The organism is Moraxella tarda (assembly GCF_035181405.1).
Lineage (GTDB): Bacteria > Pseudomonadota > Gammaproteobacteria > Pseudomonadales > Moraxellaceae > Moraxella.
The window spans coordinates 75,018-93,308 of sequence record NZ_JAYGGV010000006.1 but is presented as its reverse complement, the minus strand read 5'-3'; the positions used below and the strand labels follow the sequence as shown (position 1 = coordinate 93,308).

The following is an 18,291-nucleotide window of genomic DNA, read 5'->3' as shown; positions in this document are numbered from 1 at the left end:
AGGCATGGTGCGTACCGCCTGAAGTGGATAGACTAATACCGTCTGCCAAAGCATACTTAGCACATTGTATGGTTGCTCCCACGACATAGCGTTCACGCTGTATTAAGTCAGGCGACATGGGCAAGCCAATTTTGCGACATTCTTTGGGAGGTAAAGTACAAGAATCTAACATTTGCCAATATTGTAAGGTGTGTGTTGTTAAAATTTCGTTGACACTTGCCATTGTTGGCGTAAACAACTGATCAGCTGTGATGATGCCATCTGCCAACAGCTTTTTTGGCAACATTTCATATTTTGCCATTGGAAAGCGATGTCCATCTGGCACGGTTAGGGCAAAAGCGGGGTGATGGGCGACTTTAAACATTGTAGATATCGTCAAATACAAAAAAATTATTGGTGTACTTGCGTTGGCATAAAAACCCCATCATCATATTCTTGTGTGCCATCGCCATGTAATTCTGATATGTCTGGCAGATAATCATGCCAAAAAGGACTGGGTTCAGCTTCGCTCAGCACATCATCATAAAGTCGCTGTGCTAGTTCAACAAGGCCTGCAGTTCCTTGTAAATAGCAACCAAGTGATTTGTCGCTGAGTGTGCTGAATTCGGCATCAACTGACATTTTGGTGCGTATCTCACCATCGGTGGGGTCAAGTTCAAGGCTACCAAAAGCAATGTTTGTATTGGTATGGGCGATTTTCATCAGCATGGGTGCAAAATGACTGGGCGGTATGGTATCAGGTAGCACGCCAAACATTGAGATGAGCTGGTTGCCTTCATTGATACGAAACACACAAGTCCAGTCAGATGTATTGTCTGTAAAATTTAAAATAATGTGATGTGTTTGTTTATTTTTATTGTCGGGCTTGCGGTGTTCATAACGCCAATTTTGCCTATCTAGCCATGCCATGATGTGCATTGTTAGGGGGCTGTGATGTTGGTTATTTGGTGGGGTGAGCGTATCGCTGTTAGAGGTTGTTTTATTATTGGCAAAGATGTTTTTTAGCTTATCTATTAATTTCATGATAATACAGTTCGTCTTATTTTTTCAAATTGTAGCCCAAAGGGGGAAATTATGCAAAGTAAATCGCCTAAAATCGCATAAATTGGTTTTGATTATGAGTGTTTTTTTGGTATTATGAATCATATTTTTGGAAAATGATAAAATGACTGTATTAGATCAATCGCTCATGACGCATGACATCGTGACACTAGATAATGTTGATGTGCAACGGGGGGATTTTGTGCTGTGTCAGGGAGTGAATGCAACCCTAAAAGCTGGCGATGTTTGTCATTTGATTGGTGAAAATGGATTGGGCAAAACAACACTGTTGTCGCAGATTGCTGGGCTTTTACCGATCATGGTAGGGAGGGTCATTTACCACCAAAAGAATGTTCGCCCTGTTTATATCTCTCACCAACTTGGCATCAGTGGCAACTTAACGGTTGCACAAAATTTGCATTTTTTGTTGTCTTTGTACGGCGTAAATGCTGATTGTGATCTGGTGAATTTTGCCCTTGAGCAGGTAGGTCTGTACGGTCTTAATGATGTGTCAAGTATGCAACTTTCGGCAGGGCAAATGCGTAGAGTGGGGCTGGCAAGACTGTTTGTTATGACGCCTGATCACTCACCTTTTTGGTTGCTTGATGAGCCATTAACCGCACTTGATGTTGATATGGTGGCGTGCATTGAGAATCAAATCAATGAATTTGCTAATATGGGCGGGGTGGTTTTAATGACCAGCCATCAGGCCATTAATATAAAGACGAGAGTGTTGGATTTGGCGAGATTTGCATTATGATGAACCATGCCTTTAAGACCATGCTGGTGCGTGAATGGCACATCAAGCGACAAGGTGCAGTGCAGTGGCTATTCCCCTTGATGATTTTTTTGATCATCATCACGCTGTTCCCGCTTGCTGTAGGTAGTGAGTCGGCGTTGCTATTACGCCTTGCGACATCGGCGGTGTGGATTGCGACCTTGCTGTCGTTGGTGATGGGAGTAGATGATTTATTTAAAATGGACATGGACAATGGCACGCTGGCACAGCTTGTGGCATCTGGCGCATCTTTATCTGTTTGGGTTTTTACGCGTTTGCTTGTGCATTGGCTATTTAGTGCAGGCTTTGTGGCAGGATTGTCCTTGCTTGCTACGCCATTATTTAATATGCCTATCAATGAGACGCTCATGCTCATGCTGTCCATTATTGTTGGATCACCGCTCATGCTCATGCTTTCTGCGATTGCCAGTAGCTTGACTTTGAGCTTAAAAAATGGGGCGGTGCTTGTGCCATTGGTTGCTCTGCCGATGCAGTTGCCTGTGTTGATTTTTGCAACAGGTGCGGTAGATTTGTATGCAACAGGACTTAATGGCCTACCAACGCTTGCTCTGCTTGGGGCAATCAGCATGATCTCAGTCATCATCACCCCTTGGGTGGTGGCACAAATTTTAAAGATGGCGTGGTCAAATTAAACTGTCTGTAATAAGATGTATTAAAAATGTGCAGTCTTTTATTTGTAGTCAATTAATACGATTGAATGACTGGCGTGGCTTTAGCCCAAAATAGTCAAAATAGATCTGTTTATACCAAAAGATAATTGGCTAACTCATCAAAAAAACCATTTGGTCTGTAATAAAAAAATGAATGGTTTTTTGCTTTGAATTAACATCATTCATCATCTAATAAAAAAACCTTGCCAAATAATGACAAGGTTTTTTGTTTGTGGATGATATTACAAATCTTCTTCTTTGTATTGTGGCACAGGTTTTTTGAAACCACCTGTCTTGATGCCAAGCCAGATAAAGCCAAGTGCTGCCCAAAAGAGACCAACTTTTAAGGTGATGCTATCTACTTCTAGCCACATTAAAAATACACTGATAAAGCCCAGTACAGGCACGACAATATAGCTTAGCATTTGCTTTGGCGTGTTGTATTGTTTATTTCGGAATACATAGTGGAACAATACCGAAATATTGACAAAGCTGAATGCGGTCAAAGCACCAAAGCTGATTAAGTTTACGACTGTTTCTAAGCTGATAAAGCCTGCGGTCAATGCCACGCCACCTGCAATAAGGATATTGTTGACAGGTGTGAATAATTTGGGGTGAATTTTGCCAAAAATATTTTTGCTGATGACATCATCACGACCCATCACATACATCAAACGAGATACGCCAGCGTGTGCTGAGATGCCAGATGCCATGACGGTAACAATCGCAAAACCAAGTATGACGGCTTGGAATGCCGAACCACCAACCAACAATAAGATTTCTGCCTGTGTCTCGTCCACTGCGTCAAAGTAGATTGATGGCTCGCTTGGGAAGAAAGTTTGCATAAAATAGGTACTTGCGATGAATACCGCACCAGCGATGAGTGAAGTTAACACCATTGCTTTTGGTAGGGTGTTTTTGACATCTTTGGTCTCTTCAGCAAGGCTAGATAGTGAATCAAAACCTGTGAATGAGAAACATAAGATGGTAGCACCGGTAATCAATGCACCCACTGAGGTCATCTGATTCCAAAATGGCTCTAAGCTCCATAGGGCATATTTATCAGCATCTAGCGTACCATCAGCATAAATGCCCATTTGTAGCTTGCTATAGATCAAATAAACAAACACGCCAATGATCAGTAGCTGTACCAATACAATCCAGCTGTTAAAATATGCCACAACTTTCGAACCAAATAAGTTCACGCCTGTCATGAGTGCTGTAAGCCCAATGACCCACACCCAATGGTTTACATTTGGGAATAAGGCTTCAAGATAAAGTACAGCAAGAATGATGTTTACCATCGGTGATAGTAGGTAATCAAGCCAACTTGACCAACCAACCATAAAGCCCATAGATGGGTTGATGGATTTTTGAGTGTAGGTATAGGCCGAGCCTGATGAAGGGTAGGCACGAATCATATGACCATAACTGAATGATGTTAAAATTACCGCCAACAGGGCAAAGATATAAGAAGTTGGTACATGGCCCACGCTATCACGGGATACCATACCAAAAGTATCAAGAAGTGTCATCGGTTGGATATAAGCCAAACCAATAATGATGACGTGCCATAAGCCAAGATTTCGCCGTAATTTAGCGGCTTGGGCAATAGGGGTAACAGGTGTACTCAACGGTGAGTCCTCCAAAAAGCGTGCGTAAACGCAAAACAGAGAAAAGGCGTTGGGGTGCTAATACTGTTATCAAACTTACTTTTGGCAGATTGCAAATTTGCAAAAATCTGTTATCGGGCGTGTTTGAGATTTGATTAAGCTATCAACTCCAATAATTGTATAAAATAAAACCCAAAAACCCTAACGGATCATTTGGGGTATTTTTTTAACGAAAATAAGGGGCGTATTTTACCGCAAAAATTACCCCTTGTCAGCCTTATTTGCCAAAAAATAATCACAAATAGCAATAATTTTGTAACTTTTTTGTATTGTATGTTCTGATTATCTTATGTCATTACAAGTTTATTGATGTTTTTTTAGCATCACCCACCCCTTAAAGTCAAACTTCGGCCTCCATCTACCGCCAAGACCTGCCCTGTGATGTAAGATGAGCTGGTTAAAAAAACAACTGCCTGAGCGATGTCAGCTGGCGTGCCAATTCTGCCCAAAGGAACAGATTGGGTAAGGGCATCTTTGGTTGATGAATTTAGTGATGAATTTTGATCATCATCAGGAAAAATATTGACCCCAGGTGATATGCCATTGACACGCACATTGGGGGACAGCTCCAAGGCAAGCGATTGTACCATGCCTAAGTGAGCCGACTTTGCCATATTGTAAATGGGATAGCCAACAAAGGGTTTGTCTCGTGCATGAATGTCAAGTAGGCTGATAATACTGCCATTATTGATGGCAAGCTCATCTTTAAAAGCAAGACTTAAAAATAACGGTGCCTTGGCATTGGTTAAGAACAAATCGTCCCAGTGCTGATATAACTGACTAAATGAACAACCGTCCAAATCACTAGGATAAAAACTTGATGCATTATGTATCAATAAATCAAGCCTGCCAAACTGCATTAATACTTGATTTTTAAAAGCATAAAGGGCGTCTTGATTGTCTGCAAGACTAAGCGATGCTTGTATGGTTTTGGCTGAGTTGGGACGAATGCTGTTCAGTTCATGTGCCAGATTGTATGCCTCTGCTTGACTGTGATGACAATGGATAATCACATCAAAACCTTGCTTGTGCAAAGCTTGGCTGATGGCACGCCCAATACGCCGTGCACCGCCTGTAATGAGTGCAACTTTATTCATCATGATACCCTTATTATTGAAGTTTTTGTAATAATTTGTCAATTTTTTGCTCTCTTACGGCGGTCAGAGCAAGCCCAATTTCCCTACCTTTTAAATTTTTATTGATGTCGTCAATACCGATGCTTTTGTAAACAGAGATGCAATTTTTTAATAGCATATCAGCTGACAACTTACTTATCGCAGTGTCTTTGTTTGTGATAAAAATGGCAGTTAAGACATCATCTAGAGCCTGTGTATTCCCCTGATGTGCCTTGGTTTTTCCTAGTAATTTGATGATATCATCTGCTTTTGGTTTGTCGTTAAAAATTTGATAAAACTCACTCAATAGTTGGGCAATGTGTATGGGGTATTTTGGTGCATTTAGGGCGTGGGCTGTGGTTTTAATCAGTGTGTTTTGTGATTTTTCATCGCCCAAATAACCGCCACACAAAACGGCAAATTGTACGGCAATATTCTCATGTTTGGCAAGTTTTAACTGGTTGATGACTGTATCAAAAGTCATTTGGTTTTGCCAGCATTCATCTAATTGGGTCAAAAAATACGCCAAGATTTCAAGCTCTTTTAAGTGTTGCCAATAATAATGTGCTGTGCCATTTTCCATGGCTTTGACGCTTTCTGTCCATAGGCGTTCACGGCTTAAATGTGATAGCTCGCCGTTTTTTGCCATGCTTTGCATGAGCTGTATGGTTTCGCTGGCAATTTTAAAGCCTAAATTATAAAATCTTGCCAAAAACCGCACTGTTCTTAAAATACGAAGAGGGTCTTCGCCAAATGCCTCTGAAATGTGTCGCAAGGTTTTGTTGCGTAGGTCTTGTATGCCGCCATAAAAATCTATGACTTGTCCTGTGGTTGGTGTTTCATCAAATAATCCACCAACTTCAATGGCAAGGGCATTAATGGTTAGGTCTCGTCTTAATAAATCATCGGCCAATGTAACCCCCTTTGTTTGGGTGATAAAGCCTTGATGGCCCTCCCCATTTTTTCGCTCAACTCTGGCAAGGGCGTATTCAAAATGGGTATTGGGGTGTAAAAATACAGGAAAATCTACTCCAACTTGAGCAAAGCCCAGTTGTTTCATCTCATCAGAATCTAAACCCACGACAACAAAATCCTTGTCGTAAACAGGTAGTCCCAATAAGCCATCTCGTACTGCACCGCCAACCAAATATACTTTCATCGCATTTTTTTTATGATGTTAAGAATTTATTTGATTGTACTGTTTTTTTGACATAAAAAAAAGACCCTATGGAAAGGGTCCTTGTAAAAAAACATGAATAAAAAACCATGAATAAATCAGTTGGTTTTTTGGGCGTCTTGTACATCAGTTACGGCCAATGCAGTCATGTTAACAATACGACGCGCAGTGGCTGATGGTGTCAAGATGTGTACAGGTTTGTCTGCACCCAGTAAAATAGGACCAAGTGCTGCCGAACCTGTGGCAGTTTTTAGCAGATTAAAGGCAATGTTTGCGGCATCTAAGGTTGGTAAAATCAGCAAGTTTGCCGAACCTGTGAGCGTGCTAAATGGGTAGTTTTGCTGACGCATACGCTCATCTAATGCCACATCACCGTGCATTTCACCATCAAACTCAAAGTCCACTTTCATTTTGATTAAAATGTCATGAACTTTACGCATTTTAATCGCTGATTCTTTGTCTGATGTGCCAAAGTTGGAGTGCGATAAAAGAGCAACCCGTGGCGTGATGCCAAAACGACGCACAGTCGCTGCTGCCATGACGGTCATCTCTGCCAATTCTTCTGCTGTTGGCTCATCGTTGATATAGGTGTCAGCGATGAATAGGTTACGGTTTTGCATGAGTACGGCATTCATGGCATAAAAATTAGTAACGCCATCACGCTTGCCAATGACTTGGTTTAAGTATTTTAGGTGCAAATGATAAAAGCCAAATGTGCCACAAATCAGACCATCAGCATCACCAAGCTCTACCATAAGAGAGGCATGCAGGGTGGTTTTGCGACGCACATCACGGCGTGCAAGCTCAAGACTGACCCCGTTTCTTTGGTTTTCTTTGTAATAATGTTCGCAATAAGCATCATAGCGTGGGTTGTTGTTTGGATCGATGATGGTGATGTTTTTGCCATCAACCAAGCGAAGACCTAATGATTTAATCTCATCATTGATGACATTGGGTCGGCCAATGAGAATTGGTTTGGCAATCTGTTCGTCCACAACGACTTGTACTGCACGCAGAACATTTATGTCCTCACCTTCAGCGTAAACAATGCGTTTGGGATCATGCTTGGCCTTATTGAAAACAGGCTTCATCGCAAGGGCGGTATTGTACACAAATTCAGACAGCTTTTGACGATAGGCATTAAAATCTTCAATTGGCAAAGTCGCTACACCAGTGCTCATCGCTGCTTTTGCCACAGCAGGAGCGATTTCTAAGATGAGATTTGGTTCTAGCGGTCCAGGAATCAGGTAATCTCGGCCAAAGGATTTGGCAGATTTGCCATCGGCATCTAGGTCGGCTGATTCGGTGTGTGCCATGGCCGCAATTGCGTGTACGCAAGCCAGCTTCATTTCCTCGTTGACAACCGTTGCCCCTACATCAAGTGCACCACGGAAAATGTAAGGAAAGCATAGGGCATTATTGACTTGATTGGGGTAGTCCGAGCGACCTGTTGCCATGATGACATCTGAACGCACCGCATGAGCAAGCTCTGGCATGATTTCTGGGGTTGGGTTGGCTAATGCAAAGATGATTGGGTCTTTGGCCATTGAGCGTACCATGTCTTGCGATACCACGCCTGGCCCTGATAGACCCAAGAATACATCAGCACCCACCATGACCTCCGCCAGTGTGGTTTTATCGGTATCACGAGCAAAACGAGCCTTGGACTCATCAAGGTTTTTACGAGCGGTGGTTACTACGCCTTTGGAATCTAGTACATAGATATTTTCTTTTTTGACACCAAGAGCGACAGCCAAATCAAGGCATGAGATGGCGGCTGCACCTGCACCCGAGCATACTAAGGTGATTTCATCAATTTTTTTACCATTTAATTGCAAAGCATTCAGCAAGGCTGCTGCCGAGATGATCGCTGTGCCGTGTTGATCGTCATGAAACACAGGAATATTCATGCGACGACGAAGTTCACGCTCAATATGAAAGCATTCTGGTGCTTTGATGTCTTCTAGGTTAATGCCACCAAAGGTTGGTTCCAAACTTGCGACTGTCTCAATGAATTTATCTGGATCGGTTTCGCTGATTTCTATGTCAAATACATCAATGCCAGCAAATTTTTTAAACAAGACGCCTTTACCTTCCATGACAGGTTTAGACGCCAATGCACCAATATTGCCCAAGCCAAGCACAGCTGTACCATTGGTAATGACACCAACAAGGTTGCTACGAGCGGTGTATTTGGCGGCAAGTTTGGGGTCTTTTTCAATTTCAAGACAAGGTACAGCAACCCCTGGCGAATAGGCAAGTGCCAAATCTCGCTGGTTGGCAATTTGTTTGGTGGGAGTTACAGAAATTTTGCCAGGTCTGGGGTGTTCGTGATAATGTAGGGCGTTTTGCTCAAATTGCTGACGCTGAGCATCAATATCAGATTGAAAAGCTGTATCATCTGTTTTTTGTTGGTTTGAAACTTGTGTCATGAGAAGTACCGTTAGGTGAAGAATAAGACCAAATGGGCTAAATTGACGCCAAAAGTCTTTGATTAAAAAAAGTTATCCTATTCTAACATGATTTTGGGGTCGGTGCTAGGTTTGATTGGTGCGTGTTTTTAAGTGGATAATAAAAAAATTAGGTATAAAAAGATGATGGTAAGGTCCAAACCACCTCCAAAAAAGCGGTTTGGTTGATTGTTTATTAAGGGGTTTGTATTTTACATTTTAATCATTTAACATTCTGCTTGCTTTTAGGGCAAAGTAAGTCAAGATACCATCACAACCTGCTCGGCGAAAACCGATCAGGCTTTCTAAAATGACCGCTTCGGTCAGCCAGCCATTTTGTATTGCTGCCATGTGCATGGCATATTCACCAGAAACTTGATAGGCAAAAGTGGGCACACCAAAGTTGTCTTTGACTTCACGCACGATGTCAAGATAGGGTTGTCCAGGTTTTACCATCACCATATCCGCCCCTTCTGCAATGTCTAAGGCAACTTCGTGCAGAGCCTCAGCTCGATTGGCAGGGTCCATTTGGTATTGTTTTTTATGCCCTTTTAAATTGCCAGAGCTGCCAACGGCATCACGGAACGGTCCGTAGTAGGCTGAAGCGTATTTAGCAGAATATGCCATGATGGCGGTGTTGTAATGACCATCAGCTTCAAGCACTTCACGCATGGCACGAATGCGACCGTCCATCATGTCTGATGGGGAGACGACATCAGCACCTGCTTGTGCATGAGCAAGAGTTTGCTTGATGAGTGCATCGGTTGTGATGTCATTTAGCACATAGCCTGTCTCATCAATGATACCGTCTTGGCCATGCGTGGTGTAGGGGTCTAGTGCAATGTCGGTCATGACAATCATCTCAGGCACAGCGTCTTTAATCATTTTGACTGCACGCACGGCAAGTGTATCAGCGTGGTAGGCATTTTCACCATTTGGAGATTTTAAGGTAGGATTGATGACAGGAAAAATATCCACCATACGCACGCCTTCACGGTAGAGCTGTTTGACATAATCAATGGTCAAATCAATAGAAAGTCGTTCTACATTGGGCATACTCATGATGCTTTGTCTTGTGTTTTGCCCCTCAATGACAAACAAAGGGGCGATCAGATGGCAAGGCTTTAGATGACTTTCAGCAACCATCTCACGAATGCCATCGGTGGTACGCATACGGCGTAGACGAGTTAAGGGGAATTGGCGGTTGAAAGTGTAATTACTCATGCTTTGCTCTTTATTATTAAACATATTAAAATTCGTGCCATATCTTACCAAATTTTTATCAAATAAAAAAGCCAACCTAAGATTGTCGGCTTTTTTGTTTCAAATTTTTACGAGTTTTTGCCAGCATTGACAAAATTTGAAAACTTAGAATAAGCTTGCAAACCAATCAATCACACTTTGCCAAATGCGACTAAATAGCCCTACTTGTGCCACATCAGATGCGGCAACTATTGGGGTTTTGGCGACTTCTTTGCCATCAACCATTGCCAGTATTTGTCCCAATTCTTGACCTTGCTTGATGGGGGCGGTGATGTTGTCATTTAGGCGAATGATGGTGCTTGGTGTCGCTTTGTTGTCTTTATTGGTCAAAACTTTTAAATCGTGCAATGCCACCGCATCAACTTCTTTGATTTGACCAAATTTCACAGGAGCTTTGGCGATGGACTGCCCTTTTGTTGCAAGAATGGTGTTAGAAAAATTGCCATAGCCATAGCCTAAAAGCTCACGCATTTGGTTGGCTCGGTCGTCCATACTTTTTGCACCCATGACGATGGCAATGAGGCGTAAGTTGTTGCGATTTGATGATGCGGCAAGTAGATAGCCTGCCTCAGAGGTATGTCCTGTTTTTAGTCCGTCTACGGTAGGATCGGTATGTAGCAAAATGTTGCGATTTTGCTGTTTGATGTTGTTGTAGGTAAATTCTTTTTCGGCATAAATGGCGTAGTATTGTTCGCTGTTTTTGATGATGGCTCGAGCAAGTGTCGCTAGGTCTTTGGCACTTGCTAAATGACCATCAGCAGGCATGCCTGTGGCATTTTTAAAGGTGGTGTTGGTCATGCCAAGTTTTGCTGCTTCGTCGTTCATCACGCTGGCAAACGCTGTCTCAGAGCCAGACAGGTACTCGGCAAATGCTACCGATGCGTCATTACCTGATTGAATGATGATGCCACGCAAGATATCAATGGCACGAGCGTCCTCACCAAGTGGCACATACATACAAGATTGGGTGCTAGAACCACGGCACCATGCTGTTTTGCTCATTTTAATGGGTGTGTCTTCTTTTAGATCACCAGACAGCAGCTGTTGTTCAAGTATGTAGCTTGTCATCATTTTGGTGAGTGATGCAGGTGGGAGTGGTGTATCGGCATTTTTTTGGGCCAAGACTGCCCCTGTGTCATAGTCCATCAAAATATAAGCAGTGTTGTCCAGTGCTGGTGCTGGAGCGATGGCATGAGCGGTGATGCTTGTACCAAAAATAGTAAGACTAAAAAGAACAATGGGTGAAAAAAAGTATGGTTTCATCATAAACATCACATTAATGGCATCAAATTACAAAATGAGCAATTATACCAAAAATTGTGTGTGCTTTAAATCATTTGGGAGAATTTTTAAAAAAATAATTGTAAGGATTTTAAATTGTGGTCATTGATTGTCATCGTATGGCGTGTGCTTTTATTTTTTTTGCTCTTTTTTTATGAGCTTTTAAAAAATACTGACCAATCATATTGAATAATGCCATACAATATAAAAATACAGTCGGTATCACCCCATTGACATATCTAAAAAAATAGATATAATACCGCTATGAATGACACAGCCCAACGAGCAAAACAAGCCACAGAAGTATTTAAAGCCCTTGCCAACGACTATCGGCTGGATATGCTTATATGGCTCAAAGACCCAAAAATGCATTTTCCCAATCAAACTTCTTATCCAGATGAATTTGACGGTGGCGTATGCGTAGGGCAAATTACCCAAAAAACAGGGCTTGCTCAGTCGGTGGTGTCAGGGTATTTAAACAGCCTGAAAAAAGCTGGCTTGGTTCAGTCAAAGCGTATTGGTAAGTGGACTTATTATCGTTATAACAGTCAAGCGGTTCACGATTTTTTGGGGCAATTAACGCACCTTTTGAGTTAGGCTAAGTGTTTACATTAAGTCAAATTTTTATTAACAAAGTATCACTTATTAAATCTAGTTTTCTATATATCACTATATAAATTTCACTATAAAAGGTAATCTTATGGCAAAATTTCGTTATTTACAAAAACCATTTACACTCAAAGGTTTAACGCTTAAAAACCGCATTGTGATGCCACCGATGTGCCAATACCAAGCCACAGACGGACTGCCAAACGATTGGCATTTTGTACATTATACCGCTCGTGCCATTGGTGGTGTGGGGCTTGTGATTGTGGAGATGACCAATGTTGCTCCCAATGGGCGTATCTCGCCTAATTGCTTGGGGCTTTGGAATGACAATCAGCGTGATGAATTTGCCAAAATCGTGGCAAGCGTGCATAAATATGATGCCAAAATCGCCATTCAAATCGCCCACGCAGGACGAAAAGCCCAAGATTGCGATGATGTGGTTGCCCCTTCTGCCATTCATTATGGCGATTTGGATTTTGCGGGGCAAAATTTAAAAACCCCAAGGGCTTTAAGTATTAATGAAATTGATGAGATTATTGACGGTTTTGTGGCGGCAAGCAAGCGGGCGATTGACGCAGGTTTTGATGCTATTGAACTTCACGGTGCTCACGGTTATTTGATTCATCAGTTTGCGTCCCCAAAATCCAATCAGCGTGATGATGAGTACGGTCAAGACCGCTTTTTGTTTGGCGAAAAAATCATCAAGGCGGTCAAGGCAATAATGCCAAAAGATATGCCCCTCATTATGCGACTGTCAGCACAAGAATATGGCAAAGACGGCTATGACAGCGATTATGGTGTGCAAATGGCAAAACGCTATGTGTCAGCAGGGGTGGATATGCTCCACATTAGCGGTGGTGGCGACGGCGTGCTTGTGGCAGGCAATTATCCGCCCATTGGAGCAGGCTATCAGGTGGGGCTGGCACGCAAAATTAGGGAGGCGACAAATGTCCCTGTCATTGCGGTAGGAATGCTGGATAATCCACAGCTTGCCGATAGCGTGCTTGCTCGTGATGCCGACCTTGTGGCGGTAGGGCGTGGACTGCTGCGAGATCCACATTGGTGGCTAAACGCCCAGTACAACCAAGTGGGGGCGGACAGCGATTCTATGCAAAGCGTGCCTGAATCTTATGGGCGTGGGTATGCTTAATTATAGACACGCTTAAGATGTTTTTGGTTAAAACAAAGCCGTTGGTTTTAAGGCGGACGGCTTTGTTTTGTGATTTTGCAAAAAGACTATTTAAGTCAGCAAATTAGGCAGGCAAAAGACCTTAACAGCGTATTTAACGGCTTTAATATTTAACCAATTTATCAATAAAGAGATAAAACAATGAAACTGTTTGACAAGAACGATATTTTACAAGTTTTTAAAAACCGTGCGTCCACTCGCTCGTATGACAAAGACCGTCAAATCAGCGATGACGATTTTAATGCCATTTTGCAGTTTGGGCAGTTAAGCCCAAGCTCGGTTGGCTCTGAGCCGTGGCAATTTTTGGTGTTACAAAACAAAGAATTACGCCAAAAATTAAAGCCTGTGGCGTGGGGTATGGTAAACACGCTTGATACAGCCAGTCATATTGTGGCAATTTTGGCAAAGAAAAACGCCCGTTTTGATACGCCATTTTTTGATGAAGTGATTGCACGGCGTGGTTTGACCGATGATAAAAAACAACAAGCCTTAGCGGTTTATGAAAAATTTCAAAAAGACGACATCGCCATTTTGGATAGTGAGCATGCTTTATTTGACTGGGCAAGTAAGCAAACTTACATCGCTCTTGGCAATATGATGACAGGAGCTAAAATGCTAGGCATAGACAGTTGTCCGATTGAGGGCTTTGATTACAAAGCGGTCAATCAACTATTGGCAGATGAAGGGCTGTTTGACCTAAACGAGTGGGGTGTGTCGGTAATGGTAACTTTTGGGTTTAGCGACAAAGAAATTCGCCCAAAATCTCGTAAAAGTTTGGATGAGATTGTGAAGTTTGTTGTGTGATGCTTTTGTAACTTATACCAACTTTCCATCCTAAATTTATCCCAAATAAATTTGACTTAAATCTGGCTCTGTGTGTTGAATAACGAGGGTGCAGCCAATACTAAGAGCATGAATGGCCTAGGCTGTCATGCTCTTAGTTGGTTTAAATCTTTGACAATCGCTCAGGCTAAAATGACACCTCAGAAAATTGTAGGCAAATTTTGCGGTTTTGGTCAGGGGAATAAGTTGCTGTCCATGCACGGATATTTTGTAAAGCGGAGCGATAGCTATGCTGAGTGTGCAGATAATGCAAAGTGTTGTTAAGGTTGGTAGATGTTGGCATGAACGAACGAAGATGTTGGTGATAAGCGTGTGCAAATTGAATGCGTTGCTGGTTATTGAGCATGGGCGGACAAATTTCAAACAGCACTTGTACAAGAGCTAATTCGTATTGCGAAACAGCCAATTCGCTGTTTGATGTTTTGTAAAATTTGCCCTGTACGCTGGTCAATCGAGCATTGGCATGGCTTGTGGTTGCCAAACAGGCCATCATCAACAAAATGGCAAATGCCGTCCTATTTGTCTTATTTGATGATAAAAACAGGCTTGGCAGACATGAATGTCTGGGGCTGTTTGTGGTTGATAGCTTATTCATATCAAAAATACGCAAAATCAAAACTGTGTATATAATAAATCTTTACAACCAAAAAGTCATACCTAAACCATAATTAAAGTGTTGTTTTATTGTTCATTTTCAGCCAAATTCAGTAACATGAGCGTAAATCTTGCAAGGTTTGTGTTTGTAAATTTTTTGATAACCGATTGAAAAATAAGCGGTAATGACAAGATTATTGACTTTTAATTGGTAATGATTTTGTCAGTTTTGGTTTTGTTATAATCATCTTCAACGATTATTAAAAAAACTATTAAGATTTTGAGTTTTAGGAATTTAATATCCTAATTTTTAAAAAAATATCAGACCAATAAAAATAAGAAACAGGCGACAACCTGCCGAAAATTCATTATAATAATAAATTTGTGTGGCGTATCGCTTAATGGTGCGTCCAATTTTTTAATGAGTTGTTCATGAGCCACAATCGCCTAATCGATCCTTCTTTAAAAAAAGACGACGCATTTGATCGTGCCATTCGCCCTGCGACCTTGTCTGATTATATCGGTCAGCCTAAGGTGCGTGAGCAAATGGAGGTATTTATTACAGCAGCTCGCCAGCGTGGTGAAGCACTTGACCATACGCTGATTTTTGGTCCACCAGGTTTGGGGAAGACAACCTTGGCAAATATCATCGCACGAGAGATGGGTGGCAATTTGCGTTCGACAAGCGGTCCTGTGTTGGAAAGGGCGGGCGATTTGGCAGCGATGCTGACCAATTTAGAAGAGGGCGATGTATTGTTTATTGATGAAATTCATCGTTTGAGCCCTGTCATTGAAGAGATTTTGTACCCTGCAATGGAGGATTATCAGCTTGATATCATGATTGGGGAGGGGCCTGCAGCACGCTCAATCAAACTTGACTTACCACCATTTACTCTTGTGGCAGCGACCACACGGGCAGGCCTTTTGACGGCACCCTTGCGTGATAGATTTGGCATCGTACAAAGGCTTGAATTTTATAGTGTGTCGGATTTGACAACGATTGTTGAGCGTGCAGCACGACTCATGAATATTGCAATGGATAAGGGTGGGGCTGTTGAAGTGGCAAGGCGTTCTCGTGGTACGCCACGCATTGCCAACCGCCTATTAAGACGAGTGAGAGATTATGCTGAGGTTAAAGGTGATGGCTTGGTTACAAAAGACATGGCAAGCTCTGCACTTGATATGTTATCGGTGGATAAGCAGGGCTTGGATCATCTTGACCGTCGTTATTTGCTCATGCTCACTGAGCGTTTTGATGGTCGTCCTGCGGGCGTAGAAGCGATAGCAGCGGCGATGGCAGAAGACCGTGGTACACTAGAAGATGTGATTGAACCGTATCTGATTCAACAAGGCTATATTCAGCGTACACCAAAGGGTCGGATACTGCTTGATAGGGCAATCGGGCTGGATTTGTCATAAATTTTTTTATTGTTCTTTTTATTTTTTTGCCATTTCATACAATCATGCCCATTTTTATAACTATAAATATACCATAATTATAATTATAAAAATGGGCATGACAGCTGGTTTGATTTAAAGTCATTGTCATGGGCATTGAATAAAAATCAACAGATCATTTGATATTTAACAAGTTAAGATTGGGTGTAGTGATGTTTCATCAAATTTTCCAAAAGGGGTCGCTGGTCATGGCGGCTGCGATTGCCACAAATGCCATGGCAACAGATGAGATTGCTGATACACAGCGGCTGGCACTGATGGTAAAAGAAGCTCGGCCAAGCGAACAGGTAGAGGAGCTGATGATTAAAACTCGTGAAGCGGGCGAAGCGATGTTTTATGACTGTGCAATGATAGCAGCTGATGCAACTCGCTTGGGGTGTTTTGATGCAATTGCAGTGGGTAAAACGCCAGCCATCTTGCAACAAAAACAGCCTATTGCTTTGAGTGAAACCATCAAAAGTATTACAGGCGACAGGCAATTGGTTTTTGCTGATGATGCCGATGATACAACAAAAGATGAAAATGTCATTGTTGCCAGCGAGAATGACTTAGACAAAAGATGGAAAGCTGAACGCTATTCGCCACTGTCCATCAGCTATGACTTAAATCAAAATGGTGAGCAAGGGTTGTGGGGTGTGCGTCCGCACAATCCTGTTTATATTTTGCCAATATATTTTCATGGTAAGCCAAACCGTGATCCAGTAACGCCAACTCAAAAAGCTTGGCATTATACTACCGATGATCAATATGCTTCTGAATTGAAGTTTCAACTGTCTTTAAAATCAAAAATGATGGAAGATGTGTTTGGTACAAATGCCGATTTGTGGTTTGGTTATACGCACATGGCACATTGGCAAATTTATAATGAAAAAAATTCTCGAAAATTTCGTGCACATGATTATAAACCCGAGATATTTTTGACCCAGCCTGTATTGGCAGATTTGCCATTTGGGGGAAGGCTTAGAATGCTTGGTGCTGGCGTGGTGCATCATTCTAATGGTGAGAATAATCCATGGTCCCGCTCGTGGAATCGTGCCTATATGATGGCTGGCATGGAGTGGAAAAATCTCACCGTCATGCCACGCCTTTGGGCACGAATCATAAAAGGAGGCAATAGCTTACGACCTAATGACAATCCAGATGTGCTGGATTACTATGGCTATGGTGATGTTAAATTCTTATATCAATTACAAAGCAAAAAGAGTATTTCAGGGCTTTTGCGTTATAACCCAAAAACAGGCAAGGGTGCATTGCAACTTGACTATGTCCACCCTATTGGCAAAGGCATCAGTGGTTATGTTCAGCTGTTTCAAGGTTATGGGCAGTCGTTCATTGATTATAACCATGAAGCCACCTCAATTGGTGTGGGTGTGATGCTTAATGGCTGGATGGGGTTATAGGTTGGTGTTTGGTCATCGGCGTGAGCGTGCCAAATTGGTGCATTGGCCACCATATGCATTGGCAAAATGGAGTCAAAGATGGCATGGGCTTTGTGTGTTGTGTCATGAGCCTATGACAGATAACGGCAATTTTACCTCCATGCTTTGTGCTACTTGTCATTCATTGATGTCGTGGCATTTACCACCCATTAAACTTCAAATTAATCAGACAGACCCTCAAAAATTACAGCAATCATATCAATTTCATTTGTATTTTGCTACTTTTTATCAATACCCTATGAATCGGGCGATGACTCGCTTTAAAGACAGTGAGCATCTGCCGTCTTTGATGTTGCTGATTCATGCCATTGAGCAGTTGCCAAAACCGATCGGTGCTCATGCGGACAATACTGTCATCATACCCATACCAACCACCAAAAAACGCTTGGTCAAGCGTGGTTTTGACCCTGTAATGGTGCTGGCCAAATCCTTATCATATCATTGGCAACTACCGCTGTGGCAGGGACTTGACCGTATTGATGATGTTCATCGTCAGCGTGGTCTAAGCCGCCAGCAACGATTGAATAATGTCATTGATGCATTTATATTAAATGGCACGCCACCTGCTAGGCGAGTGATTTTATTTGATGATGTAGCAACGACAGGGGCAACTTTGCAAGCAGCGGCAAGCGTCATCATTCGCCGTGTGCCTAAAATATCGTTACTGGCGGTATGTGTTGCACATGGCGTTCAAAACTTTTCATAAACTC

Annotated in this window: 17 protein-coding genes; 8 read left to right on the top strand and 9 right to left on the bottom strand. The window is 42.3% G+C overall.

All coding sequences use genetic code 11. The features are described 5' to 3' along the window. Together U9670_RS07850 and U9670_RS07845 are read right to left on the bottom strand one after the other, a co-directional pair. Positions 1-364, bottom strand: a 364-nt coding sequence (locus U9670_RS07850) for an arginase family protein (RefSeq protein ID WP_501993685.1), incomplete at its 3' end; no start/stop codon positions are given. A gap of 26 nt (positions 365-390) precedes the next feature. Continuing rightward, positions 391-1,023, bottom strand: coding sequence for a type III secretion system chaperone family protein (locus tag U9670_RS07845; protein WP_323842038.1), 633 nt, complete (start codon positions 1,021-1,023; stop codon positions 391-393). A gap of 142 nt (positions 1,024-1,165) precedes the next feature. On the opposite strand from U9670_RS07845, the gene ccmA reads away from it, so the two are divergent. Then, complete coding sequence (ccmA, locus tag U9670_RS07840; protein WP_323842039.1) at positions 1,166-1,801, top strand: heme ABC exporter ATP-binding protein CcmA; 636 nt, start codon at positions 1,166-1,168, stop codon at positions 1,799-1,801. Beyond that, positions 1,798-2,472 (top strand): heme exporter protein CcmB, encoded by a 675-nt coding sequence (locus U9670_RS07835; protein WP_323842040.1) that lies wholly within the window; start codon positions 1,798-1,800, stop codon positions 2,470-2,472. The genes ccmA and U9670_RS07835 overlap by 4 nt, the downstream gene beginning before the upstream one ends. Positions 2,473-2,732: 260 nt before the next feature. Here the strand turns inward: U9670_RS07835 and U9670_RS07830 are convergent, their stop codons facing one another. From U9670_RS07830 to U9670_RS07805, 6 genes are all read right to left on the bottom strand, one after another. After that, positions 2,733-4,124 carry an APC family permease gene (locus U9670_RS07830; RefSeq protein ID WP_323842041.1) on the bottom strand — a complete coding sequence of 464 codons (1,392 nt, stop codon included), beginning with the start codon at positions 4,122-4,124 and terminating at the stop codon, positions 2,733-2,735. Between the two features lie 362 nt (positions 4,125-4,486). Continuing rightward, positions 4,487-5,260, bottom strand: coding sequence for a pteridine reductase (locus U9670_RS07825; RefSeq protein ID WP_323842043.1), 774 nt, complete (start codon positions 5,258-5,260; stop codon positions 4,487-4,489). A 13-nt stretch (positions 5,261-5,273) separates the two neighbouring features. Further along, positions 5,274-6,437, bottom strand: coding sequence for a tRNA nucleotidyltransferase/poly(A) polymerase-related protein (locus U9670_RS07820; protein WP_323842044.1), 1,164 nt, complete (start codon positions 6,435-6,437; stop codon positions 5,274-5,276). A gap of 116 nt (positions 6,438-6,553) precedes the next feature. After that, positions 6,554-8,887 (bottom strand): NADP-dependent malic enzyme, encoded by a 2,334-nt coding sequence (locus tag U9670_RS07815; RefSeq protein ID WP_323842045.1) that lies wholly within the window; start codon positions 8,885-8,887, stop codon positions 6,554-6,556. 237 nt (positions 8,888-9,124) lie between these two features. Then, positions 9,125-10,129: a porphobilinogen synthase gene (hemB, locus tag U9670_RS07810; protein ID WP_323842046.1), complete on the bottom strand. Its 1,005-nt coding sequence runs from the start codon at positions 10,127-10,129 to the stop codon at positions 9,125-9,127. Positions 10,130-10,273: 144 nt separating this feature from the next. Continuing rightward, complete coding sequence (locus U9670_RS07805; RefSeq protein ID WP_323842047.1) at positions 10,274-11,434, bottom strand: D-alanyl-D-alanine carboxypeptidase family protein; 1,161 nt, start codon at positions 11,432-11,434, stop codon at positions 10,274-10,276. Positions 11,435-11,713: 279 nt separating this feature from the next. Between U9670_RS07805 and U9670_RS07800 the strand changes: the two genes are divergently transcribed. From U9670_RS07800 to U9670_RS07790, 3 genes are all read left to right on the top strand, one after another. Then, positions 11,714-12,046 (top strand): ArsR/SmtB family transcription factor, encoded by a 333-nt coding sequence (locus tag U9670_RS07800; protein ID WP_323842048.1) that lies wholly within the window; start codon positions 11,714-11,716, stop codon positions 12,044-12,046. A 103-nt stretch (positions 12,047-12,149) separates the two neighbouring features. Beyond that, a complete protein-coding gene (locus U9670_RS07795; RefSeq protein WP_323842049.1) occupies positions 12,150-13,208 on the top strand; it encodes an NADH:flavin oxidoreductase/NADH oxidase in 1,059 nt (352 codons plus the stop codon). Positions 13,209-13,388: 180 nt separating this feature from the next. Further along, positions 13,389-14,051 carry an NAD(P)H-dependent oxidoreductase gene (locus tag U9670_RS07790; protein ID WP_323842050.1) on the top strand — a complete coding sequence of 221 codons (663 nt, stop codon included), beginning with the start codon at positions 13,389-13,391 and terminating at the stop codon, positions 14,049-14,051. 166 nt (positions 14,052-14,217) lie between these two features. Here the strand turns inward: U9670_RS07790 and U9670_RS07785 are convergent, their stop codons facing one another. Then, entirely contained in the window at positions 14,218-14,685 is a 468-nt protein-coding gene (locus tag U9670_RS07785; protein ID WP_323842051.1) for an MCR_0457 family protein, read from the bottom strand. A gap of 431 nt (positions 14,686-15,116) precedes the next feature. Between U9670_RS07785 and ruvB the strand changes: the two genes are divergently transcribed. The 3 genes from ruvB (at position 15,117) to U9670_RS07770 (ending at position 18,287) form a co-directional block, all read left to right on the top strand. Continuing rightward, positions 15,117-16,103 carry a Holliday junction branch migration DNA helicase RuvB gene (gene ruvB / locus U9670_RS07780; RefSeq protein WP_323842052.1) on the top strand — a complete coding sequence of 329 codons (987 nt, stop codon included), beginning with the start codon at positions 15,117-15,119 and terminating at the stop codon, positions 16,101-16,103. Between the two features lie 191 nt (positions 16,104-16,294). Next, positions 16,295-17,542 (top strand): phospholipase A, encoded by a 1,248-nt coding sequence (locus tag U9670_RS07775; protein WP_323842053.1) that lies wholly within the window; start codon positions 16,295-16,297, stop codon positions 17,540-17,542. After that, positions 17,523-18,287 (top strand): ComF family protein, encoded by a 765-nt coding sequence (locus U9670_RS07770; RefSeq protein ID WP_323842054.1) that lies wholly within the window; start codon positions 17,523-17,525, stop codon positions 18,285-18,287. Before U9670_RS07775 ends, U9670_RS07770 begins: the two co-directional genes overlap by 20 nt. The last annotated feature ends 4 nt before the right edge of the window (positions 18,288-18,291 follow it).

Bases quoted from the DNA above. Each gene is read 5' to 3' on its own strand.
- U9670_RS07845 (WP_323842038.1), bottom strand. From the start codon at position 1,023: ATGAAATTAATAGATAAGCTAAAAAACATCTTTGCCAATAATAAAACA.
- ccmA (WP_323842039.1), top strand. From the start codon at position 1,166: ATGACTGTATTAGATCAATCGCTCATGACGCATGACATCGTGACACTA.
- U9670_RS07835 (WP_323842040.1), top strand. From the start codon at position 1,798: ATGATGAACCATGCCTTTAAGACCATGCTGGTGCGTGAATGGCACATC.
- U9670_RS07825 (WP_323842043.1), bottom strand. From the start codon at position 5,260: ATGAATAAAGTTGCACTCATTACAGGCGGTGCACGGCGTATTGGGCGT.
- U9670_RS07820 (WP_323842044.1), bottom strand. From the start codon at position 6,437: ATGAAAGTATATTTGGTTGGCGGTGCAGTACGAGATGGCTTATTGGGA.
- U9670_RS07815 (WP_323842045.1), bottom strand. From the start codon at position 8,887: ATGACACAAGTTTCAAACCAACAAAAAACAGATGATACAGCTTTTCAA.
- hemB (WP_323842046.1), bottom strand. From the start codon at position 10,129: ATGAGTAATTACACTTTCAACCGCCAATTCCCCTTAACTCGTCTACGC.
- U9670_RS07805 (WP_323842047.1), bottom strand. From the start codon at position 11,434: ATGATGAAACCATACTTTTTTTCACCCATTGTTCTTTTTAGTCTTACT.
- U9670_RS07800 (WP_323842048.1), top strand. From the start codon at position 11,714: ATGAATGACACAGCCCAACGAGCAAAACAAGCCACAGAAGTATTTAAA.
- U9670_RS07795 (WP_323842049.1), top strand. From the start codon at position 12,150: ATGGCAAAATTTCGTTATTTACAAAAACCATTTACACTCAAAGGTTTA.
- U9670_RS07790 (WP_323842050.1), top strand. From the start codon at position 13,389: ATGAAACTGTTTGACAAGAACGATATTTTACAAGTTTTTAAAAACCGT.
- U9670_RS07785 (WP_323842051.1), bottom strand. From the start codon at position 14,685: ATGAATAAGCTATCAACCACAAACAGCCCCAGACATTCATGTCTGCCA.
- ruvB (WP_323842052.1), top strand. From the start codon at position 15,117: ATGAGCCACAATCGCCTAATCGATCCTTCTTTAAAAAAAGACGACGCA.
- U9670_RS07775 (WP_323842053.1), top strand. From the start codon at position 16,295: ATGTTTCATCAAATTTTCCAAAAGGGGTCGCTGGTCATGGCGGCTGCG.
- U9670_RS07770 (WP_323842054.1), top strand. From the start codon at position 17,523: ATGGCTGGATGGGGTTATAGGTTGGTGTTTGGTCATCGGCGTGAGCGT.